Consider the following 22,701-nt stretch of genomic DNA (forward strand, 5'->3'; position numbering starts at 1 on the left):
GCTCTACTTTGCTAAACTAAAAAGTAGAGAATAGGAGGGATTTCTCTTGAAACCATTATTATTAGATTTTCCAACATTATTTCAAACTGAACGCTTACAGGTTCGTAAGCCATTTCCAGGTGATGGTGCAGAAGTGTATGAAGCAATACAAGCTTCTCTAGAAGACTTAGTACCGTGGATGCCAATTAACGCTGAAACAGAAGAAAGTGCTGAAGAAATCGTTCGTAACGCTCACGGACAGTTTTTACTTCGTGAAACACTTGATTTTCACTTATACGATAAAGTATCTGGTACATTCATCGGAGCTATAACGCTCAAGCCTGAAAACTGGGATATTCCAAAGTTTTCACTTCACTTCTGGCTACATAGCGCTTATACAAAACAAGGCTATATGACCGAAGCTGTGAAAGGTGCCATTCAATTTGCCTTTGATAAGCTAAGCGCTCGAAGAATTGAAATTCGTATTGATGCAACAAATACAAATGCATGTAACTTAGCAGAACGTTTAGAATTTATTCTAGAAGGTACAATGGAAAATGATTTCATAGCACCAGATGGTAGCTTACGTGATGCACGCGTATATGCAAAAATTAATTAAAAACACTCGCCTTTGGCGAGTGTTTATTTTTGTAGTTGTAAATATTGTACTGCAAACATCGTCTTCGCATCGTGAATACGAAGATCTTTCATAAGAGTAGTTGCTTCTTCTAACGATACTTCCATTAATTCCACAAACTCGTCTTCATCTAACGCAGCTTTATTTTCTTTTTTCGTCAAACCTGTCGCTTTATATACATATAAAATTTCATCTGCAAATCCTGGAGATGTATAGAAAGAAGTAATAAGCTCCATATTTTCACATACATAACCTGTTTCCTCTTCTAATTCACGAACTGCTGTCACCTCAGGTTTTTCACCTGGTTCTAACTTGCCAGCCGGAATTTCTATAATCGCCTTTTCAAGCGCTTTACGATACTGCTCAACAAGCACAATTTTCCCCTCATCAGTAATAGCAATAATAGCAACTGCACCAGGGTGATTTACAATTTCACGTTTACTCATTGCTCCATTTGGTAATACTACATCATCAACACGAACTTTTATAACTCTACCATCAAAAATCGGCTCAGTTTTTACTGTTCTCTCTGCAAGATTACTCATACTACTTCATCTCCCTGTTCTATTTCCTATTCTTTCCTCATACATTTTACCACATTGAAAGGAGCGTGATAGAAATGAAAGTTTATATTTTACCAAATCGCGTCACTTTAGTCGGAAAAGCATGGCAAATTCGCCATAAGCTAAAACAATATGGCAAAGAGTATACAACTGTACAAGAGTGGATTACAGCAACTAAAAAGTAAACGTTTGTCAACCTCTTTTCCCTTGCGTACAATAAGGAGAAGGAGGTTGAACTATGAAAAAACGTCAATTAGGAAACTCAGATTTATTTGTGACAGAAATGGGACTTGGCTGTATGTCCCTCGGTACATCTGAAACAGAAGCCCTGCGTATTATCGATGAAGCAATCGATTTAGGAATCAATTTTTTTGATACAGCGGATTTATATGATTATGGATTAAACGAAGAATTTGTTGGAAAAGCCTTAAAAGGAAAACGAGACCAAATTATCCTTACAACGAAGGTTGGGAATCGATGGACAGAAGAAAAAAACGGCTGGTCTTGGGATCCTTCTAAAAATTACATAAAGGCTGAAGTGAAAGAAAGTTTACGTAGACTTCAAACTGATTATATTGATCTTTATCAACTTCACGGCGGGACGATTGAAGATCCTATAGATGAAGTAATTGAAGCCTTTGAAGAATTGAAAAAAGAAGGTATCATTCGCCATTACGGTATTTCTTCTATACGTCCAAATGTCATCCGTGAATATGCACAGCGTTCAAATATCGTTAGTGTTCTAATGGAATATAGCCTTTTGAATCGTCGCCCTGAAGAATGGTTCCAGCTTCTTAATGAACATCAAATTAGCGTCATTGCTCGCGGACCACTTGCAAAAGGAATATTAACTGATAACAATACAAGAAAGATAGAAAGAGTAAAAGAAAAAGATTACCTTTCTTATTCTTACGATGAATTATATGCGACGCTTGCGAATGTAAAAGAAATAATTGGAGAAAACTCCTTAACTGGAACAGCTATTCAATATTGCTTACATAACGAAACTGTTGCAGCTGTTATACCTGGTGCAAGCTCTATTGGGCAATTACGAGAAAATGTACAAGCTAGTAAACAAACAAAGTTAACAACAGCAGAATATACACAGCTTCAGCAAATTGTGAAATGTGATACGTACGCATTACACCGATAAAAAGACGCTACCATACTGGTAGCGTCTTTTTATAACGTATCATATTTATCAGGATTCGTTCCTACATGTAAATTACGATTTAACGTATTAATTTGAGTCATCTCTTCTTCTGTTAATGAAAAGTCAAAGATAGAAAAATTCTCCTGAATGCGAGATGGTGTAACAGACTTAGGAATCGTCACAATCCCGCTTTGAATATCCCACCTTAATATAACTTGCGCAGGTGTTTTTTCATATTTAGTAGCAATGGCCTGAATAATCGGGTGCTGAAATACTTCTCCGCCCCTCATTAATGGACTCCATGCTTCCATTTGAATTTGCTCACCTTGACAGAAATTACGCAATTCAAATTGTGTTAACATCGGATGAAGTTCCACTTGGTTTACCATCGGCTTTATTTTGCAATTTGGTAATAGCAGTTCTAAATGATGTTTATGGAAGTTAGAAACACCAATCGCGCGCACTTTACCTTCTTCATACAGTTTTTCTAATGCTCGGTACGTATCAACATACTTCCCTCTTATTGGCCAATGTATTAAATATAAATCTACATAGTCCATTTGTAATTTTTTTAAGCTTTTCTCAAACGCCTCAAGTGTTTCCTCGTATCCTTGATCATCGTTCCAAACTTTTGTTGTAATAAAGATGTCTTCTCTCGGAATTCCTGATTCACGAACCGCTTCTCCGACACCGCTTTCATTTTCATATACAGTTGCTGTATCAATCGAACGGTATCCAACTTCTAGCGCTGTTTTTACTGCTTGTTTTACTTCGTCGCCTTCTTTCGCTTTATAAACGCCTAAACCAATCATCGGCATTTTTACGCCATTATGAAGTGTAGTTGTTGGAATGTGCACAGTCGTCTCCCTTTCATCATTACATTTTTTTATAAGCCACCACTTTATTTGAACAAGATTCAACCAAAAAGTCAAAACATATGTACAGTTTACATAATAAACTTATATACTTTCTAAAATAATGCGAACTCATTAATTAACATTATTTTCCATCCATTTCTTCGCTTTTTCATCAACATTACGTACAAACTCAGTTTTCCCTTCCGAATATAACGCACCATCATATGTATACTTTTCAGCTAATTCTTTCTTTAAAGTTGCATATGCCTCAGCTTCTTCACAATGAGCCATCATATAATCACGAAATGCTAAATGCCTTACTATCTCAGGGTTTCCTTTTTCAAACACGTGTAGGTGATACGAGCGTTTTTCCTCCGTTCCATGAATAAAATAACGGCGTCTTGAAATACCATTCTCCCCTTTTACGATATAGCCAAGCTCTTCAAAACGTTCATTCCACCTATCTACTCTGTCGATACTCTCTACTTCCATAATCATATCTATAATTGGTTTCGCTGCCAGTCCTGGCACCGACGTACTTCCAATATGATGGACCTTCACCTTTTCTGGCATCGCCGCTTTTAATCTTTCAGCCTCCATTTGAAATTTTTCACCCCAATGATTTTCATGCGGAACAACTACAATTTTTCTCATTCTAACTCCCCTTTTCTTACAAGCTCGTCAAAAAAATGATCAGCGTTATTCACTGATCATTTTCGTTATTATTTAAAGTCTTTCCAAGTAAGGTTACTTTCACTTAACAGTTCTTCAAATGATTTATTCTTTTCACGTTCTTTTTGTTCTTGGCGCTTTCTTTCCTGTTCAGCTGCCACTTTTTCCTCTTCTCTCACTTGCAACTCTTTCTTCTTATTCTTTAATTGCTGCATGAGTGAATCATTTAATTGATCACCTAATGTAAGCGACTCTTTCTTTTGTTGATTCACTTGCGCTTGTCTTTGCATTTGTCTTTGTTTCTTTTTCTTCATACTACTCACCTTTTACTTTTTTCTCCATTATAGTAGATACACAATGAACTCGACAATAAAAAAGGTCCTTTACTCTATTATTCACTTTTTGTAAATATGTTAATTTTTCGAAAAAACTATTTTTTTGTATAGATATAATCCTATGAATCTATTAAAATTATGTCGTATGATGTCAGATTATAAAAAAAGGAGAATTAGATTATGTGGAAAAAAATCATTCCTGCTGTTGCCGTTTTAAGCACCATTACTTTTTCAACCGTATTTGCTGCTCCCCCATCCCAGACTCCAGCTGAACAAAACCGCTACATAGACGTACAAATGCTTGGTATTAATGATTTCCATGGACAACTAGATACTGTTAAAAAAATTAATAACAAAGAAGCTGGTGGCGCTGATTACTTAGCTACTTATTTAAAAGAACGTAAAAAGCAAAACCCGAATACACTTCTCGTACACGCTGGCGATATTGTCGGAGCTAGTCCACCAGTTTCAGCATTGTTACAAGATGAACCAACGATTGAATTTTTAAATGACTTAAAATTTGATGTTGGTACAATCGGTAACCACGAATTTGATGAAGGTATTGATGAAATGAAACGTCTCATTTACGGTGGCTATCACGAAAAAACAGGGAATTTCAAAGGTGCAAATTTCCCTTATGTCGCTGCAAACTTCTATAATAAATCCACTGGCCGCTTATTTTTACCGCCATTTACTGTAAAAATGGTAAATGGTGTGCCTGTAGGATTCATTGGCGTAGTTACAACTGATACACCAAATGTCGTGATGCCTACTATGCTTAAAAATGTAGAAATCACTGACGAAGTAGAAGCAATTAATAAATCAACGCAGCAATTAAAGCGTCTTGGCGTTAAATCCATTGTCGTCCTTGCTCATGTCGGTGGAACAACAGATGAGTCTGGTGTGACAAATGGAGACCTTACTCGAATTGCAAATGAAACAGATCCGGAAGTTGATGTTATTTTTGGTGGGCATAGTCACACGTATGTAAATGGTACTGTAAATAATAAACTAATCGTCCAAGCGAACTCTTACGGAATGGCTTTCTCAGATGTAGATGTAACAATTGATCGTAAAACAAAAGATATTGTAAAGAAAAAAGCTGAAGTTGTTACAACATACCATGAAGGTGTAGAACCTGATAAACAAGTAAAGAAAAAACTAGATCAATATAAAGAAAAAATTGCACCGCTTGTAAATGAAGTTGTCGGAAAATCTACAGCACCTATCGACCGTAAACAAAATGATGCTGGTGAGTCCACTCTTGGAAATTTAGTTGCCGATGCCCAGCGCCAAACGATGCAAACTCAAATCGCACTTATGAATCCGGGCGGCATTCGTAATGACTTAGATGCTGGCGATATTACATGGGGCGAATTATACGGCATTCAGCCTTTTGGAAACCAATTAATTAAAGTAGATTTAACAGGTCAAGATATTCGCGACATTTTAAATCAACAATGGCAAAAAGGAACGACGAGAATGCTTCAAATTTCAGGTATTCAATATACGTGGGATGCAAATAAACCAAACGGTGAAAAAGTTACAAATATACGTTTAACAAACGGTGAAGAATTATCTCCATCTAAAACGTATAGCGTAGTGGCAAATGCCTTTTTAGCTTCTGGCGGTGATGGATTTGTATCATTTAAAAATGGTAAAAATCCAGAGACTGGTCCAAACGACTTTGAAGCGCTAGTCGATTACGTAAAACAATTAAAAGAACCTATTCAGCCAATTATCGATGGTAGAATTCAAAAAACAAATTAAGTACACTCATAATAAACAATCTTAATTTTTCATCGTAAAAGATACACATAAACCTTTTATCCGTCATATATGTGAAACCTAAAAAGGATACTCGTTCTTACAATGAACATAGTATCCTTTTCTTTATTTATCAATATGTGATGTGTTGTTAAAATCATATTGTTGTAAAAATTGTTGTAACGCCTCTTCTACAAGTTTAGATTTTTGAATTCCTTTCGATTCTGATATAACGTCTAGTTTTGCTAATATTTCTTTATTAATAGAAAAGGTACGTTTCTTTTTTTCTGTACTTATATTCATCATGGGGGCAATTACTTCTTCTTTCTTTCTTAATAACTCATAAATACTTTGTAATTGTTCATAAATTAATAGTTGATAATCCGTTTTCGCATATTGAAGGGCTGTCGCTTCTTGGAGTTGTAAGTGACGCGGTTCTTCTCCATCTCCTACAAAAATACGCTTTTTCTGTTCTCCATCATATTCGTATCCAATCAATCTTAATTTCTTCGATAATGTATACGGGCTTATTTCAAGACGTTTTGCTATAATAGCGATGGATTCACGCCTATTTAAACAATCGATAATTTCTCCAATCGTCACAATTTCCCTCCTCCCATATTGAAATGACACTAGTATGGTATGTTACAATGATTTTCTAACAGTATATGCAAAACGAATAGCCTGTGCGATTCATACGATTTTAGAAAAGGAGGTTTTCAATATGCTTTTTCGTAGCAATACCCCGCAGTTCTATAATGAAAATAAAAAACTCATTCCCAATAGTATCGCTACGATGGAAAGCGTTATGATTAACAACCGAAAACAAACTCTCCTTATGCGCGGGCAAAACGTAGAGCAGCCTATTTTATTATGCTGTCACGGTGGACCAGGCATGGCACAAATCGGATTTATTCGTCATTTTCAAAAAGAATTGGAGAAACACTTCATCGTAATTAATTGGGATCAGCGCGGGGCAGGTAAATCCTTTTCAATGAAAGATTTCGGAGCAAATTTTACAATCGAACAATTCATTTCCGATGCAAAAGAAGTGATTCAATATGTACTTAAAAAGTTCAATAAACAGAAACTATTTCTCGCTGGTCATTCTTGGGGAAGTATTATCGGGCTTAACATAGCACACTATTATCCACAATATATCGAGGCTTATATCGGTATTGGGCAAATTGTACATATGAAACAAAACGAGGAATTACTATATCAGCATTTAATTCGTTCTGCAAAAAAATATAATCATAAAAAAGCATTAGCGTCCCTTTTAAAATTAGGAAAACCGCCATTTTTAGATACGAGACGCCTTATTATTCAAAGAAAATGGCTTGGCACATTCGGAGGTGCAATCCAAAACGGATCTTCCTTTTCTTTCATACGAAAAGGCTTCTTTTCTCCCGAATATACACTATTAGATTGGTTCAAGTTTCTCGCAGGAAATTTAAAATCTGGCGTTTTATGGGAAGAAATGTTGACAATCGATTTCTTTTCTTCTATTACGAGTTTATCTATTCCAGTTTATTTTTGTTCTGGTCGCTATGATTATCAAACTCCTTATGCACTCGTTCAGGAATATTGTGATGTAATAGAAGCACCGATAAAAAAGATGATTTGGTTCCCAAATTCAGCACATTCTCCTGATTTAGAAGAGCCAGAATTATTCGCTCGTTCTTTACAATCCATTAAACAAGAGCTAGCTTTTCACCATTAGTAACAAAAGGCTCTTTTACATTTCATAAGAAACAATTTATAATAATATGTCGCAACTATGTATAAATCTAGCAAGGTGATTCATATTTCCTTGCCTTAACACAATAAAATTTTGGGGAGATTACATTTATTATGAATGCTGTACTCATTGCAGTAGCAGTTATGCTATTGCTTAGTTTGTTACGTGTCCAGGTCATTGTCGCCATCATTGTTGGAGCTTTAACAGGCGGACTTATCGGTGGACTCGGTATTTCAGAAACGATTAACACTTTTACAACTGGTCTTGGAAACAGTGCTCCAATCGCTTTAAGTTATGCAATGCTTGGTGGTTTCGCTATTTCTCTTTCCAAAACCGGACTTCCAGATGCTATGATTCAAACTGCATTAAAGTGGATTGGCAATGAACAAGACACGAAAAAACAAGTTTACTCTAAAATACTTATTCTATTTATCATTTTAACGATGGCTTGTTTCTCACAAAATGTGATTCCTGTTCACATCGCTTTCATCCCCATCTTAATTCCAGCACTTTTAAAAGTATTAAATGAGCTGAAAGTGGATCGCAGACTTGTTACATGTATTATTACATTCGGATTGATTACTCCTTATATGTGGATTCCAGCAGGATTCGGAAAAATTTATCATGATGTATTACAAACAAATGCTGCGCAAAGCGGTCTTACATTTGATGTCGCACTTATTCCAAAAGCAATGACCATTCCAGCAATCGGTATGATTATCGGATTATGTGTGGCAGTATTTATTACGTACCGAAAACCTCGTACGTATGAAACAGAACAAATTCATACTACTGAAAATGAAATCGTTCCCTATACAAAACGAAGCATTACTTTCGGGCTAGTATCTATCTTAGCTACATTAACTGTTCAATTAGCAACAGAATCAATGATTTTCGGCGCTCTAGCGGGGATTATCGTTTTATCAGTTAGTGGTAGTCTACCTCTTAAAGAAGCTGATGCAATTTTAACAAGCGGAATGCGTATGATGTCCTTTATCGGATTTGTTATGATTTCTGCCGCTGGGTTCGGAGCTGTTCTTCGAAAAACAGGACATGTTGAATCTCTTGTACAAACGAGTGCACATATAATTGGGAATAACAAACCACTCGCTGCATTTCTTATGCTTGTAATTGGACTGCTCGTTACGATGGGGATTGGATCATCTTTTTCAACCATCCCTATTTTAACAACAATTTTTGTACCTCTTTGTATTCAGCTTGGATTTAGTCCAATGGCCACCATTGCAATTATCGGTACAGCCGGAGCGCTAGGAGACGCAGGATCTCCAGCATCAGATAGTACACTTGGACCAACATCCGGTTTAAATGCTGATGGTCAACACCATCATATATGGGATACGTGTGTACCAACTTTTTTACATTACAATATACCGTTACTTATATTCGGCTTTATTGCCGCAATTACATTATAAAAGGTGCGTTTTATACGCACCTTTTACTTTTTTATTTTTCCCTTTAATTGTTGCAATGCTATTTTCCCATTTTCTTCGATACAACTTTCCATTTGCATAAATGACGGACCTGCCCACTCACTGTCTATACTCCCGTTCAGTCCAATAATTTTCAATTTATCCGGTATACGGATATTTAATTTTTTTGCTGCTCGAATTAACTCAAAGGTAATCTTATCACTTGAAGTTACAATTCCATCTATATACGGATAAGTTTGCAATAATGTAACAAACTGTTTATTCGTATACCCTTGTACACATTCTTCTCGATAAGAGATTCCTTCCTCCCAAACAGCGTCTAAAAATCCTGATATGTACTCTTCCATTTCTTCACTATCTTCGCCCTCACCGAAATAAGCAAGAAAGTGACAACCTTTTTCTTTTAATAAAGAGACCGCTCTTTGGCCACTTTCATAATAATTTGCATGAGATTTTTTTTCATCAATCACAACAAACGGAAGTGGAATTTCTCCTATACTTTTAAAAACGGATCTTGTCAAAATAACACCTGCAACGTTATTTTCCTTCAACATATGTATGTATCTATCTTTATTCTCTATATTACAAACAATAATTTGATATCCTTCTTTATACGCTATTTCCTCAATACAATGTAGCAAAGTGATGTTTGATGGGTCATATAGATTATCTACAAGTAATGCAATTATCGTTGAATTCTCTTTAAATAGTGGCTTTGCTGCACTATTTGGCCTATAACGTAATTCCTCAATTGCTTCCTTTACTTGTTTTACTGTGTCCTCATGAACGTATCCTTTTTCATTTATAACTCGTGAAACGGTTGCGACTGAAACACCTGCCAATTTTGCAACATCACGTATAGTTGCCACATCGTCACCCCTTAATATGGTAATAGATTACAATTTTACGGTAACCTAAATTACAATATTCGTCAAGGTTAATAATTTATATTTCTGAAAATTGTTACATCATTACACTAAACTATATTCTAATTGAATTTCATGTAAAATCGGGATATTATCATACCCGATGCGCGGAATTTCTTTCTTTATTTTTCGTGCCTCTTCCACCGCATTTACATATAAATTCGTCATCAAAAAATTACGTTTTTGGTAAAAACGTAACGCATTCATATTATCATTTGTTGTTATAAGCCAAACCTTCCTGCACCGTTCTTCTTCTGCAACTCGTAATACACAATCCACAAGTTTTGTCCCTATTCCTTTTCTTTCTTCAAAGCTATCTAACGATACAATTTCGCACATATTTCCGATCAATTCATACGTTACAATTCCGATTATTCTGTCTTCTGAGAGCGCAACAAATCCTGGCAACTCTTCTAACTGATGTCCCTTACCACGTGAAACCATCAATGAACTCCCCCAGTTCTCACACATGAACATTCGGATTGTTTCTTTCATCGCTGGCGTAATTTTTTGTATATGCACCATTTCCTATTTCTCCCCTTTTCTATCCTTGTGATACAATATAAGTGTATCACATGTAACGGTATTTGGAGGATGAGGTAAAGTATGAAACGTTTTTTTGCAGCATTGTTTACTATACTAGGTGCGATAACTGCCCTTGGGATTTTCTTTACAAATAAGGTGATGTACTTAAAGAAAAAAACAGAGGAAGAAATACTCGAAAGAGAAACGAAAAAACATTTTCGTATAGAGGATTTTGAAGCTCTTCATAAAGAAGAAATTCATATTCCTTCGCAATTCGGATATGATCTTCACGGATATTACATTCCTGCTGGTCATTCCAATAAATTTATGATTTTCTGTCACGGCGTAACTGTAAATAAAATGAACTCTGTAAAATATGCAAGGTTATTTTTAAACAGAGGATATAATGTCGTTATTTATGATCATCGTCGTCATGGTAAGACTGGGGGAAAAACAACAAGCTATGGATACTATGAAAAGCATGATTTAAAATCTGTAGTTGACTGGCTAAAAAGTCGTTTTGGAACAAATATAACACTCGGTATTCATGGTGAATCGATGGGAGCTGCAACACTTCTTCAGTACGCAGGACTTGTAGAAGATGGTGCTGATTTCTATATTGCAGATTGTCCTTTTTCTGATTTCTACGGACAATTACAGCACCGTTTAAAGGTTGAATTCCATTTACCGAAATGGCCTTTATTACCTTTAGCAAATGCTTTCTTAAAAGTGCGTGACGGTTATACGATTCGTGAAGTTTCACCAATCGATTGTATAAAAAACATTAACAATCCCGTCCTCTTTATTCATAGTAAAGATGATGATTATATTTTAGCTGATATGACGAAAGCGCTCTATGAAGCGAAGGAAAACAATAAACAACTTTATATTGCAGAACACGGCGCACACGCTTGCTCTTATAACGAAAATAAAGAAGAGTATGAAGCAGCCGTTGATCAATTTTTAAACTCATATGTAAAAGAAACAAAAAACAGGCTTGCATAAGCCTGTTTTTTTATTGCGCTAAAACGTCTGTAACTTGTTCCATATTTTCAGAAATCCACTTTATTGCATCATCTAGCGTTGGAAATTCTGTCGTTTGAAATGTTACCTCATCTTGCAGTAACCAAACATCCTTTAACTCTTGTCCTACACCAGCAATGGACCAGTGTAACAAACTATATGGATGATTATCATTCAAAAATGAAGCCCACGTGCGCTCATTTGCAATATTTCGTAATGTACGTAATTGTTTATCCATCTTTCGTCACCTTACTCTAGTCAGTTATAAAAAACATTATAACACTCTCTTCTCTTCCAAAGAAAGTGCTCTTTTCATATTGTCAAGTACTTCTCTTGATTATATGATGAAATTAAGCGTTTGGGAAGGAGGGATAGCGTTGGCTAAAGTACAAATTAAAGTAAATGATAATGGCTCTTTTCGCGTTACAGGGGACGTGGAATTAGTTGATTCACAAGGGAATGTATTCCCAGCAAAACCGGCATTTTCTTTGTGCCGTTGTGGTTTATCAAAAAATATGCCTTATTGCGATGCTTCGCATAAAGGTAAATTCGAATCTGTTGTTAGAGCACCAGAGGCAGAATAATTTTACATGTGACATGCACATTTTTTTGTGCATGTTTTTTCTTTTTAGCAACTCCGTTATATTCCTTCTCCTTACAACATTTCTAATACTTTTGTCTCCATCTCAGCCTACATATATTTTCACACAATTCTTCACATTCGAATACTTTTTACTAGCCTTTTATTTTTTTTGTGCTATAATTTGAGCAAACAGCATCCTTCGGGGTCGGGTGAAATTCCCAACCGGCGGTGATGAAGTGCAAACTTCTAAGTCCGTGACCCGTTTTCAACTCGAAAACGGTGGATCTAGTGAAACTCTAGGGCCGACAGTATAGTCTGGATGGGAGAAGGATATGTTTTCTAGTAATTTTATATAGCGAATACACTTTTATTTCAGTATGCATATTTTTATAGATTCAATTCAAATCTATATATATGTTTTATTTTGTATACTTATCTTTCTATGCTGAAATAAAAAGATACGACTAGCGTTTGAAAAATTTGATATTTTTGCTAGGTTTCTTCCTTATGCCAAAATATCAATCATCGTTAGGTTTCTTTCCTATACTTTCGTATTCGAACTATATTTCTAGAAATCACGTCTCCCAAACCCCAAGGATATTAAAATCCTTGGGGTTTTTTGATTTTTTTAGGAGAGGTGAAGAAAATGACAGATCAAGAATATATGAGGATTGCTCTGCAATTAGCAGAAGGAACATCTGGGCAAACAAGTCCAAATCCTATGGTTGGTGCTGTTGTTGTAAAAGATGGAAACATCGTCGGTATGGGAGCTCATTTACGTGCTGGTGAAGAACACGCAGAAGTTCATGCTCTTCATATGGCTGGTGACAAAGCAAAAGGAGCCACCGTGTATGTAACACTTGAACCGTGTAGCCATTTTGGAAAAACACCACCTTGCTGTGAATTGCTCATCAAAAAAGAAGTCAAACGGGTTGTAATTGCTACTCTTGATTGCAATCCTCTCGTTTCTGGTAATGGAAAAAAAAGATTAGAGGAAGCTGGCATCGAAGTAACTACCGGTGTTCTTGAAGCAGAAGCAGTTTTATTAAATCGCTACTTTTTTCACTACATGAAAACGAAACATCCATTTGTAACAATAAAAACAGCGATGAGCTTAGACGGAAAAACAGCAACCGTAACCGGTGAAAGTAAGTGGATTACAAGTGAAGATGCACGAGCTGATGTTCATCAATATCGTCATACACACGATGCAATTCTTGTTGGAGTGAATACAGTTATAGCTGATAATCCACATTTAACAACAAGAATTCCTAACGGGGGGCAAAATCCTATACGCGTTATTTTAGATACCCATTTACGAACGCCACCATCTTCTCATGTCATAACAGATGGTTTAGCACCGACATGGATTATAGTTGGTAAGGATGTAAATCCAGAGAAAATAGCTTCTTATGAATCTGAAAATATAGCTATATTCCAAATGAAAACGAAACAGATTGAAATACAGGATGTTTTACACCTACTCGGCGAAAAACAAATTCTTTCTCTTTTCGTCGAAGGTGGTCAAACCGTTCATGCAAGTTTCTTACAAACAAAGTATTTCAATGAAATTGTAACTTATATAAGTCCAAAATTAATTGGTGGAAAAAATGCCCCTACTTTATTTGGCGGCAATGGTTTTTCAACATTACAAGATGCACTTTCCTTGGAAATTCAAGAGATGAAACAAATTGGCGATGATATAAAAATTGTTGCGCATGCCCGAAGTGAGGTGATGGAATGTTTACAGGAATTGTAGAAGAATTAGGAACGATTGCAAACATGCAACAAAGCGGCGAAGCGATGAAGTTAACGATTCATGCCAATAAAATTTTATCAGATGTTCACTTAGGTGATAGCATCGCGGTTAACGGTATTTGCTTGACTGTAACGAGTTTCACAACAACTTCATTCACAGTAGACGCAATGCCTGAAACGATGCAATCAACATCACTTCGCATGCTTAAACCACAATGCAAAGTAAATTTAGAACGTGCAATGGCTGCAAACGGACGATTCGGTGGACATTTCGTTTCAGGTCATATCGATGGCATCGGAACGATATTAAACAAAAAACAACACTATAATGCCGTCTATTACAAAATAGCTATTTCTGATGAATTGCTACGCTATTGTTTGCATAAAGGGTCCATTGCTGTTGATGGAACGAGTTTAACAATATTTGATATAGACGAATCTTCCATTACAATTTCACTCATCCCGCACACAGTAAGTGAATCTGTTATCGGAGAAAAGAATGCCGGTGACATCGTAAACATTGAGTGTGACATGATTGGTAAATATATCGAACGCTTTATTTCTAAACCAGTAAAACGAACAGGTTCAATGACCGAAAGCTTTTTACAAGAAAACGGATTTCTATAAGGGGGAAGCATTATGTTTCATCGTATTGAAGAAGCTCTAGAAGATTTAAAACAAGGAAAAGTCGTGATCGTATGTGATGATGAAAACCGTGAAAATGAAGGCGATTTTATCGCTTTAGCAGAGTATATTACGCCAGAAACAATTAACTTTATGATTACACATGGACGTGGTCTCGTTTGTGTACCAATTACAGAAGGGTACGCAGAACGTCTACAATTAGAACCAATGGTAGCTCATAATACAGATTCGCATCATACTGCATTTACAGTGAGCATTGATCATGTTTCTACAACAACTGGGATTAGTGCTCACGAACGTGCAACTACGATACGAGAAATGTTAAATCCTGCATCAAAAGGTGCTGATTTCAATCGTCCCGGACATATCTTTCCATTAATTGCGAAAGAAGGTGGTGTCTTGCGCCGGGCTGGTCATACAGAAGCTGCTGTCGATTTAGCACAGCTCTGCGGAGCAGAACCAGCTGGCGTCATTTGTGAAATTATTAATGAGGACGGTACGATGGCACGGGTACCTGATTTACTACAGTGCGCAAAACAATTTGATATAAAAATGATTACAATAGAAGATTTAATTGCTTATCGCCGCCACCATGAAACATTAGTGACGCGAGAAGTGGAAATTACATTACCTACAGATTTCGGTACTTTCCATGCAATTGGCTATTCTAATTCCTTAGATTCGAAAGAGCATATTGCACTCGTAAAAGGTGATATTTCAACAGGAAATCCTGTACTTGTACGCGTTCATTCAGAGTGCTTAACAGGAGATGTATTTGGCTCGTGCCGATGTGATTGCGGACCACAACTCCATGCTGCACTTGCTCAAATTGAGCGTGAAGGAAAGGGCGTTCTTCTTTATATGAGACAAGAAGGACGAGGCATTGGGCTTCTGAATAAGCTTCGCGCTTATAAGTTACAAGAAGAAGGATTCGATACTGTAGAAGCAAATGAAAAGCTTGGCTTCCCTGCTGATTTGCGGGATTACGGTATTGGCGCTCAAATATTAAAAGATTTAGGTTTACAACATTTACGATTATTAACGAATAACCCAAGAAAAATTGCTGGCTTACAAGGTTACGATTTAGAAGTAATCGAGCGTGTACCGTTACAAATGCCAGCAAAAGAAGAGAATAAAACGTATTTACAAACGAAAGTAAACAAATTAGGACATTTACTAAACTTATAATTAAAGGAGAGATTTATTATGGTATTCGAAGGTCATTTAGTTGGTACAGGATTAAAAGTTGGGGTTGTTGTTGGACGTTTTAATGAATTTATTACAAGTAAATTACTTGGCGGCGCTTTAGACGGATTAAAGCGTCACGGTGTAGAAGAAGCTGATATCGATGTTGCTTGGGTTCCTGGTGCATTTGAAATTCCTTTAATCGCTAAAAAGATGGCGAATAGCGGGAAATATGATGCTGTTATTACGTTAGGCACTGTCATTCGTGGTGCTACAACACATTACGATTACGTTTGTAATGAAGTAGCAAAAGGTGTTGCATCTTTATCACTACAAACAGACATCCCCGTTATTTTCGGTGTATTGACGACTGAAACGATCGAGCAAGCGATTGAACGCGCGGGCACGAAAGCTGGTAATAAAGGCTATGAATCCGCCGTCGCTGCAATTGAAATGGCTCACTTATCAAAACAATGGGCATAAAAAAAGAGGCTGCGGCCTCTTTTTTTATTTCTTCACTTTTCTCCGTACATCTTTTATTAATTCATCCATTGTCTTTCCTTCTGTTTGTATACGCAGCGTCTGTGCTGTTTTCCATACATTCTCTCTTTTCTTCGCTTCTTCTATAATAGTAATTTCTTTTCGTACTTCCTTTAAATCTTTCCCTTCTGTTTTCAATCCAAAATGTTCAGCTTTCGTTCGAAAATGTTGTTCAATTCGTTGTTGCATCTCTTTTTGTTCAGGATTTTCGGCGGCCTTAACTGGATCAGCGCTTATCGCTTTTAGTAAAATGAGACAAGTCATAATCGCTAATATATATTTGTGCATGTAAAATCCTCCAACCCAATGTAAATTACATATTTACTATGTACAATTGGGGCTTGGAAAATTCGTCCACCAAAATTCTTTTTTTCGCTCAAAAGCCACTAGTATCAAGCATTCACAACTATTTATTACATTTTATTTACAAAAAAAAGCAAACTCTTTTACAAGTTTGCTTTTTTCTATCTTATAATGCACATTCCTCAATCTCAAATCCTAAATCTTCAATCATACCCCAGTCTGCAGTCGGTTCTTGTCCAGCTGTCGTTAAGTAGTCTCCAACAAAAATAGAGTTTGCTGCAAATAAACCGATTGGCTGTACAGAACGTAAATTGATTTCACGCCCTCCTGAAATACGAATTTCTTTCGTTGGGTTTACAAAGCGCATCATCGCCAGTACTTTTAAACATTCTACTGGTGTTAACTCTTTTTGTCCTTCAAGCGGCGTACCCTTTACAGCAACAAGGAAATTACATGGAATTGAATCGGCATCTATACGTTGTAATTCGAATGCAATTTCAGCACGCTCTTCTATTGTCTCCCCCATTCCAAAGATCGCTCCTGAACATGGTGAAATACCCGCTTGTTTCGCTTTTTGAACTGTATCAACACGATCGTCATACGTATGAGTGGAGCAAATACTTTCGTAATTATTCGCATGTGTATTTAAGTTGTGGTTATAACGGTGTACACCCGCTTCCGCTAAACGTCCTGCTTGATCTTCGTTTAAGAAACCTAAACAACAACAAATCTTCAAGTCTGTCGTTTCACGAATCTCTTTAACTGCTCCAATTACGTGATTTACCTCTTTATCAGTCGGACGACGACCAGATGCCACAATACAATACGTACCCGCTTTACGGCGAATTGCTTCGTGCGCTCCTTCTACAATCTTTTCCTGCGTTAGCCATGCATATTTATCAATCGGTGCTTCTGAAATAATAGACTGTGAACAATATCCGCAATCTTCAGGGCATAATCCAGACTTCGTATTAATAATCATATTTAATTTTACTTTCTTACCAAAGTGATGGTGGCGAATGATATACGCAGCATTCATAATTTCTAAAATCTCTGTATCGTCAGCCTCTAATATCGCTATTGCATCTTCTTTCGTAATCACTTTCTCTTCTACTACGTCGTATGCAAGTTTTTTCCAATCCCTTTTTGTTTGTACTTGTTTCATTTCATCTCTTCCCCTCTTTTGTTATATGCACAAATAAAGCATGATACGTTGCCATTATCCCTTCATTTCCCGTGAAGTCTCTTTCGTATATGCGAAGCATCGCACGAAAGAGTGAGGGACTTTGACAATATGATTCTTCATTACTATTGGTCGCTCCTACTTTACGAATAGAATGTAGAAACTCCCTAACTTCTGTAAATCTCTCTATGTAACACGTTTCAGAAACATGTACATCCCCTGTTTCTATCTCACATATATGGCGCAACTGATTTTTCGAATAAAAACGTTGCCCAATCGATGTTTCATTTTGTATATTTTTTTCTTCTTTCGCCCGCTGGAACGAAGCATGCAATTCTTGAAATGTTTCCTGTCCAAATGTTGAAAAGAGTAATATCCCCTCTATAGATAAATGACGAAATAAATTTCTTATCACTTGTTTTAAATCATTTAGCCATTGAAATGTGGCATTTGAAATAATGACATCATACGTTTCTTCTAGTCGTAATCTTTCGATATCCTCACAATAAAATGTTACATTGTTTATATTTTGTCTAGTTCTCGCAACTGCAATCATACTTTCAGCAAAATCAATAGCTGTAATTTGTGCTTTCGGAAATAAGTTTGATAATTGCTCTGTAACATATCCTGTCCCGCATCCAAGTTCTAAAATACGTATCGATGAATTTGCACTATATCGCCGATTCAATGTAGAAAGTAATGAATGCGCCATCTTTTTTTGTACATTTGCATATTGATCGTAGGATACAGCTGCCACGTTAAATCGTTTTTGTAGTAACGTTTTGTTAATCATGTCGTATCCCCTCTACAAATTGAATGATTTCATTTGCGCAATATTCGAAATTCGTTACGCATAATGCATGTCCAGCCTCACTTACTACCTTGAGTGTGGCAGTTTCATTCTCAGCCATACTACATGCTGCAGACAATGGGCATATTACATCCCTCTCTCCGTGAATAAGTAGTATAGGGACGTTAATTTCTTTCAATGCTGCTCTCATATCTGTTTCTATTAAATAATCCAAACCGAATTGTAAAGACTGCATAGAATCACCTTTAAAATGTTTTACGATGTCTTCAAAACTTTTATTCTCTTTCAACTCATCTTTCGTAAACATATTTTCATAGAACCGCTTGAGCGTATCTTCTTTCCTTCTCTCCAAATTTCTTTTCAGCCGTTCTACATGCAAAGTATTCCATCCACTACTATAGTCACTTGTATTTGTAAATTTAGCAGTACCACCAATTAGCACGATACCCTTTGCCTTAATTTTTTTATAAGCTTGAATTGCCGCTAATGCTCCTAGTGACCATCCAACTAAAATTACATTTTCATCCTGTGCTACATCTATAATCCTGTTCGCAAACTCACTTTGTTCTTTCACGTTACGCCAATTAATGCATTGAACAGGATATCCTTTAAAATGGGGAAGTACTAAATCCCAAATATTTTCTTCCATTCCCCATCCAGGGATAAAAATAATCTTCAGCTCTTTCATACGAAAAGCTCCTCTTCTTTCGCAATGTGAGTAATTCGGTCAATAGCCCATTTTAAATCAGCTATTGTATGTTGCGATGTAACTGCAAAGCGAATTCGAGAACTATTAATCGGTACAGTTGGCGGACGAATTGCAATAGCCGCAATACCTACCTCTTGTAACCTTTTGCTAAACCGTAAAGCATTTTCATTTGAACCGACTACAATCGGTATAATATGAGTTGAACTATTCCCTATATCAAATCCAGCTTCTCGTAATTTGCTCCTGAAGTATTCTCCATTTGCTATAAGATTCTCTCTTCTCTTATGATCTTCTTGTACAATTTCAATTGCTTTTTGTACCGCTCCTAACGTTCCAGGCGGTAATGCAGTAGTAAAAATAAAACTTCTCATCATATTGTGTAAATACTCTATATAAATTGCATCGCCTGTCAAATACGCACCATAACACCCTAAAGCCTTGCTAAACGTCCCCATATGTATATCAATTTTTTGAGAAAGATCTTTTTCTATATGAGACAACCCTGCTCCATCAATTCCATATATTCCACTCGCATGCGCTTCATCCACTAAAATAATTGCCCCGTATTTCTCTTTCAGCTCTACTAACTCCCTCAAATACGCAGTATCACCATCCATACTAAAAACAGTATCTGTTACGATTAATTTCCGCTTTTCAGGTGACGCTGTTTTCAATAACTTCTCTAAATGATCCAAATCATTATGACGATACCTTTTATGCTCTGCCCCACTTAATATAATTCCATCAACAATGCTTGCGTGATTTAATTTGTCACTAAACACAATATCGTGACGACTCACTAATGAAGAGATCACTCCAATATTTGCGGTATATCCACTATTCACAACTAAGGCTTTTTCAGTGCCTTTCCAATCGCATATACTTCTCTCAACCTCTTCATACAGTGAATAGTTTCCTACCACGAGCCTTGATGCTGTCGCCCCAGTTCCATATTTTCTTGTACATGCGATAGCAGCTTCTTTTAACCTTTCATCTCCAGCTAACCCTAAATAATTATTTGACGCTAAATTTAGCATCCTTTTCTCATCTCGAATAAGCCATGTCTCTTCTGCTTGTTCTGTTACATGCAAATTACGATACTGCTCTCGCTCATGTAATTGTTGCAATTTAGATTGAAGATGTGTGCGCCACGTTTGATTCATTTCGGATAAGCTCCTCTAATTTTGAAATCATTATATATTCTTTAGCAGATTCCAAGACTTCTTCTCTTGTAAACTCACCTGCAAAGAATGGTAATAAACCTAAAACCGGTACCCCACTTAGCTCTTCAATCATTTCTTTATTTTCTTGCACTCTTTCCATTTCGCATTCTTTGCAGCCAGATAAAATGACACCTGCTACTGTTAAACCATATGCCTTTGCGTAAGCGATCGTTAAAACTGTATGATTTACTGTTCCTAATGTAGGGCGTGCTACTACAATAAGTGGAAGTTGTAATTCTTTTGCGAAATCAATTACTAAAGCATCCTCTGTATATGGAACAGCTAATCCACCTGCTCCTTCTACAAGTAGACTATTAAAATCTTTCAATCGTTCATTATAGTGATGAATAATGTCTTTTAACGTTACTGTCCTTCCAGCTCTTTTCATGGCAAGTCTCGGGGCAAGCGGCTCTTCAATAGAGTAAGGGCAAATTTCATCTTCTTTTGTCGGTACACCTGATAATGCCTTTAGCCTTGCTGCATCTCCTTCTGGATTTGATGCAACATGTCCACTTTGTAACGGTTTATATACCCCGATGTTATATCCCAGTTCTCTAAATACACCTGCTAATGCACCGGCGACTACAGTTTTCCCCACTTCAGTATCCGTTGCTGTTATAAAAAAGCCACTCATTATTCTCCCTCCGTAACATCCGAGATTGCTTTATACAAAATACGTAACATATCATCAATCTCATCAATTGTAGAAGCAAGAGGGGGCATAAACACAATCGTATTACCGAGCGGGCGCAAAATCATACCTAGTTCTCTTGAACGTTTACATACTTGAACACCGACTCTCTCTGTCCATTCAAACGCTTCTTTCGTTTCCTTATTCTTCACAAGTTCAATTCCAACCATTAACCCGCATTGACGAATGTCCCCTACATGTTTATATGCAAAGAGGTCTTCTAATTGCGTCGCCACATATTCTGTTTTACGTGCCACCTCTTCTATTAAATTTGTTTTCTCGTATAGTTCTAGATTTGCAATTGCTACCGCACACCCTAACGGATTCCCTGTATAACTATGTCCGTGGAAAAATGTTTTTTGTTCTTCATAGCCTCCTAAAAAGGCATTATAAATTTCATCTGTCGTTACAGTAATTGCAACTGGTAAATATCCGCCTGTTAAACCTTTTCCGGCTGTCAAAATATCCGGTGTTACATTTTCATGTTCACATGCAAACATTTTTCCAGTACGCCCAAATCCAGTCGCTACCTCGTCTGTAATAAATAGAACATTATATTTTGTACATAAATTACGTAGCCCTTTTAAGTATCCTTTTGGCATTGTAATCATACCGCCAGCACCTTGCATTAAAGGTTCTACAATAATCGCCGCAATCTCTTCATGTTTATCTTTCAGCAGCTCTTCCATTTCTTCTAAATGTTTTTTTACAATTTCCTCCTTATTATTTCCATAAGGAGAACGATATGTATATGGATAAGGCATTTTAATTGCTTCAAATAAAAGCGAACTATACACTTGGTGAAACAAGTCTATTGCTCCCACTGAAACAGCTCCAATTGTGTCACCATGATACGCTTCTTTTAATGTAACAAATCTTTGTTTCTTCGTTTTTCCTTTATGCTGCCAATATTGAAAGGCCATCTTAATTGCAATTTCAACAGCGCTAGAACCGGAGTCTGAATAAAACACTTTCTTCAAACCTTCTGGTACAACTTCAATTATTTTTTCGGCTAATAAAATAGATGGAACGTTAGCAAGCCCTAACATAGTAGAATGGGAAATTTTATTTAATTGCTCACGAATTGCCTCATCTAGTTCTGGCACTTGATGTCCATGAACATTTAACCAAATAGACGAAACACCGTCCCAATATTCATTTCCATTTACATCGTATAGCTTTCTTCCCTCTCCCCGTTCAATAATGACAGGATCTTCTTCTAAATAATCCTTCATTTGTGTAAATGGATGCCATACATAGGCTTTATTTTTCTCCGATAACTCTTCATATGTATATGATGGTTTGTCAGTCGTACTCTTACTAAAAGTCACAATTGTCACCCCTAATGTTAACTAGTTTATAAATATAGTTAACATTAAATCTAAATGACTGTCAATTATTTTTAAATCAAGTAGTTCTTAAAAAAGAACAACTTATCATA

27 protein-coding genes and 1 riboswitch are annotated in these 22,701 nt (G+C 36.5%); of the genes, 12 read left to right on the forward strand and 15 right to left on the reverse strand.

All coding sequences use genetic code 11. From position 1 onward, the window contains the following. The first annotated feature begins 46 nt into the window (after window positions 1-46). Window positions 47-598, forward strand: coding sequence for a GNAT family N-acetyltransferase (locus BAQ46_RS08155; RefSeq protein WP_000803491.1), 552 nt, complete (start codon window positions 47-49; stop codon window positions 596-598). Window positions 599-621: 23 nt separating this feature from the next. On the opposite strand, the gene BAQ46_RS08160 is transcribed toward BAQ46_RS08155, so the two are convergent. Further along, complete coding sequence (locus BAQ46_RS08160; RefSeq protein WP_000067038.1) at window positions 622-1,161, reverse strand: NUDIX hydrolase; 540 nt, start codon at window positions 1,159-1,161, stop codon at window positions 622-624. Window positions 1,162-1,235: 74 nt separating this feature from the next. Here BAQ46_RS08160 and mciZ point away from each other — a divergent pair, with 74 nt between their 5' ends. After that, on the forward strand, window positions 1,236-1,364 hold the full coding sequence (mciZ, locus tag BAQ46_RS08165) for a Z-ring formation inhibitor MciZ (protein ID WP_000870299.1): 129 nt from the start codon (window positions 1,236-1,238) through the stop codon (window positions 1,362-1,364). 53 nt (window positions 1,365-1,417) lie between these two features. Then, entirely contained in the window at window positions 1,418-2,332 is a 915-nt protein-coding gene (lolS, locus tag BAQ46_RS08170; protein WP_000747198.1) for an aldo/keto reductase, read from the forward strand. Between the two features lie 29 nt (window positions 2,333-2,361). Here the strand turns inward: lolS and BAQ46_RS08175 are convergent, their stop codons facing one another. From BAQ46_RS08175 to BAQ46_RS08185, 3 genes are all read right to left on the reverse strand, one after another. Further along, on the reverse strand, window positions 2,362-3,189 hold the full coding sequence (locus tag BAQ46_RS08175) for an aldo/keto reductase (RefSeq protein ID WP_000547999.1): 828 nt from the start codon (window positions 3,187-3,189) through the stop codon (window positions 2,362-2,364). A 132-nt stretch (window positions 3,190-3,321) separates the two neighbouring features. Beyond that, on the reverse strand, window positions 3,322-3,843 hold the full coding sequence (locus tag BAQ46_RS08180) for a GrpB family protein (RefSeq protein ID WP_001227170.1): 522 nt from the start codon (window positions 3,841-3,843) through the stop codon (window positions 3,322-3,324). Between the two features lie 68 nt (window positions 3,844-3,911). Further along, window positions 3,912-4,175 (reverse strand): YqkE family protein, encoded by a 264-nt coding sequence (locus tag BAQ46_RS08185; protein WP_000727549.1) that lies wholly within the window; start codon window positions 4,173-4,175, stop codon window positions 3,912-3,914. Between the two features lie 201 nt (window positions 4,176-4,376). Here BAQ46_RS08185 and BAQ46_RS08190 point away from each other — a divergent pair, with 201 nt between their 5' ends. Then, window positions 4,377-5,966, forward strand: a complete 1,590-nt coding sequence (locus BAQ46_RS08190) for a bifunctional metallophosphatase/5'-nucleotidase (protein WP_000265584.1) — start codon at window positions 4,377-4,379, stop codon at window positions 5,964-5,966. Between the two features lie 123 nt (window positions 5,967-6,089). Here BAQ46_RS08190 and BAQ46_RS08195 read toward each other — a convergent pair whose 3' ends face one another. Then, a complete protein-coding gene (locus BAQ46_RS08195) occupies window positions 6,090-6,566 on the reverse strand; it encodes a ribbon-helix-helix domain-containing protein (protein WP_000151910.1) in 477 nt (158 codons plus the stop codon). A 121-nt stretch (window positions 6,567-6,687) separates the two neighbouring features. Between BAQ46_RS08195 and BAQ46_RS08200 the strand changes: the two genes are divergently transcribed. Both BAQ46_RS08200 and BAQ46_RS08205 read left to right on the forward strand, forming a co-directional pair. Beyond that, on the forward strand, window positions 6,688-7,686 hold the full coding sequence (locus tag BAQ46_RS08200; protein WP_000898953.1) for an alpha/beta fold hydrolase: 999 nt from the start codon (window positions 6,688-6,690) through the stop codon (window positions 7,684-7,686). Between the two features lie 131 nt (window positions 7,687-7,817). Further along, window positions 7,818-9,137, forward strand: a complete 1,320-nt coding sequence (locus BAQ46_RS08205; protein ID WP_000994774.1) for a Na+/H+ antiporter family protein — start codon at window positions 7,818-7,820, stop codon at window positions 9,135-9,137. A gap of 23 nt (window positions 9,138-9,160) precedes the next feature. Here BAQ46_RS08205 and BAQ46_RS08210 read toward each other — a convergent pair whose 3' ends face one another. Together BAQ46_RS08210 and BAQ46_RS08215 are read right to left on the reverse strand one after the other, a co-directional pair. Next, complete coding sequence (locus BAQ46_RS08210) at window positions 9,161-10,024, reverse strand: LacI family DNA-binding transcriptional regulator (protein WP_000201356.1); 864 nt, start codon at window positions 10,022-10,024, stop codon at window positions 9,161-9,163. Window positions 10,025-10,126: 102 nt separating this feature from the next. Continuing rightward, window positions 10,127-10,606, reverse strand: coding sequence for a GNAT family N-acetyltransferase (locus tag BAQ46_RS08215; protein ID WP_000233414.1), 480 nt, complete (start codon window positions 10,604-10,606; stop codon window positions 10,127-10,129). Window positions 10,607-10,687: 81 nt separating this feature from the next. Here BAQ46_RS08215 and BAQ46_RS08220 point away from each other — a divergent pair, with 81 nt between their 5' ends. Then, on the forward strand, window positions 10,688-11,611 hold the full coding sequence (locus tag BAQ46_RS08220) for an alpha/beta hydrolase (RefSeq protein WP_000819219.1): 924 nt from the start codon (window positions 10,688-10,690) through the stop codon (window positions 11,609-11,611). A 10-nt stretch (window positions 11,612-11,621) separates the two neighbouring features. Here BAQ46_RS08220 and BAQ46_RS08225 read toward each other — a convergent pair whose 3' ends face one another. After that, the gene (locus BAQ46_RS08225; RefSeq protein WP_061132231.1) at window positions 11,622-11,867 is read right to left on the reverse strand and encodes a DUF2552 family protein; all 246 of its coding nucleotides are present in this window, start codon (window positions 11,865-11,867) and stop codon (window positions 11,622-11,624) included. A gap of 139 nt (window positions 11,868-12,006) precedes the next feature. Here BAQ46_RS08225 and BAQ46_RS30020 point away from each other — a divergent pair, with 139 nt between their 5' ends. The 5 genes from BAQ46_RS30020 (at window position 12,007) to ribH (ending at window position 16,283) form a co-directional block, all read left to right on the forward strand. Further along, the gene (locus tag BAQ46_RS30020) at window positions 12,007-12,213 is read left to right on the forward strand and encodes a CDGSH iron-sulfur domain-containing protein (protein ID WP_001151582.1); all 207 of its coding nucleotides are present in this window, start codon (window positions 12,007-12,009) and stop codon (window positions 12,211-12,213) included. Between the two features lie 190 nt (window positions 12,214-12,403). Next, window positions 12,404-12,547, forward strand: a riboswitch (FMN riboswitch). A gap of 311 nt (window positions 12,548-12,858) precedes the next feature. Next, window positions 12,859-13,971 (forward strand): bifunctional diaminohydroxyphosphoribosylaminopyrimidine deaminase/5-amino-6-(5-phosphoribosylamino)uracil reductase RibD, encoded by a 1,113-nt coding sequence (gene ribD / locus BAQ46_RS08235; protein ID WP_061132230.1) that lies wholly within the window; start codon window positions 12,859-12,861, stop codon window positions 13,969-13,971. After that, on the forward strand, window positions 13,953-14,597 hold the full coding sequence (gene ribE, locus BAQ46_RS08240) for a riboflavin synthase subunit alpha (RefSeq protein WP_000493917.1): 645 nt from the start codon (window positions 13,953-13,955) through the stop codon (window positions 14,595-14,597). The genes ribD and ribE overlap by 19 nt, the downstream gene beginning before the upstream one ends. Window positions 14,598-14,609: 12 nt before the next feature. Continuing rightward, complete coding sequence (ribBA, locus tag BAQ46_RS08245) at window positions 14,610-15,803, forward strand: bifunctional 3,4-dihydroxy-2-butanone 4-phosphate synthase/GTP cyclohydrolase II (protein WP_071741828.1); 1,194 nt, start codon at window positions 14,610-14,612, stop codon at window positions 15,801-15,803. 18 nt (window positions 15,804-15,821) lie between these two features. Further along, a complete protein-coding gene (gene ribH / locus BAQ46_RS08250) occupies window positions 15,822-16,283 on the forward strand; it encodes a 6,7-dimethyl-8-ribityllumazine synthase (RefSeq protein WP_000230889.1) in 462 nt (153 codons plus the stop codon). Between the two features lie 24 nt (window positions 16,284-16,307). On the opposite strand, the gene BAQ46_RS08255 is transcribed toward ribH, so the two are convergent. From BAQ46_RS08255 to bioA, 7 genes are all read right to left on the reverse strand, one after another. Next, complete coding sequence (locus BAQ46_RS08255) at window positions 16,308-16,628, reverse strand: hypothetical protein (protein WP_000549777.1); 321 nt, start codon at window positions 16,626-16,628, stop codon at window positions 16,308-16,310. Window positions 16,629-16,809: 181 nt separating this feature from the next. Continuing rightward, entirely contained in the window at window positions 16,810-17,808 is a 999-nt protein-coding gene (bioB, locus tag BAQ46_RS08260) for a biotin synthase (protein WP_000815866.1), read from the reverse strand. A 1-nt stretch (window position 17,809) separates the two neighbouring features. Continuing rightward, a complete protein-coding gene (gene bioC, locus BAQ46_RS08265; protein WP_000608932.1) occupies window positions 17,810-18,619 on the reverse strand; it encodes a malonyl-ACP O-methyltransferase BioC in 810 nt (269 codons plus the stop codon). Beyond that, window positions 18,612-19,325, reverse strand: a complete 714-nt coding sequence (locus BAQ46_RS08270) for an alpha/beta fold hydrolase (protein WP_000661275.1) — start codon at window positions 19,323-19,325, stop codon at window positions 18,612-18,614. Before BAQ46_RS08270 ends, bioC begins: the two co-directional genes overlap by 8 nt. Then, window positions 19,322-20,509, reverse strand: a complete 1,188-nt coding sequence (bioF, locus tag BAQ46_RS08275; RefSeq protein WP_001077309.1) for an 8-amino-7-oxononanoate synthase — start codon at window positions 20,507-20,509, stop codon at window positions 19,322-19,324. Before bioF ends, BAQ46_RS08270 begins: the two co-directional genes overlap by 4 nt. After that, a complete protein-coding gene (gene bioD / locus BAQ46_RS08280) occupies window positions 20,475-21,203 on the reverse strand; it encodes an ATP-dependent dethiobiotin synthetase BioD (protein ID WP_000012488.1) in 729 nt (242 codons plus the stop codon). Before bioD ends, bioF begins: the two co-directional genes overlap by 35 nt. Further along, the gene (gene bioA, locus BAQ46_RS08285) at window positions 21,203-22,591 is read right to left on the reverse strand and encodes an adenosylmethionine--8-amino-7-oxononanoate transaminase (RefSeq protein ID WP_061132226.1); all 1,389 of its coding nucleotides are present in this window, start codon (window positions 22,589-22,591) and stop codon (window positions 21,203-21,205) included. Before bioA ends, bioD begins: the two co-directional genes overlap by 1 nt. Window positions 22,592-22,701: the final 110 nt, after the last annotated feature.

Origin of the sequence: Bacillus paranthracis, assembly GCF_001883995.1 — a bacterium.
GTDB classification, from domain to species: Bacteria; Bacillota; Bacilli; order Bacillales; family Bacillaceae_G; genus Bacillus_A; species Bacillus_A paranthracis.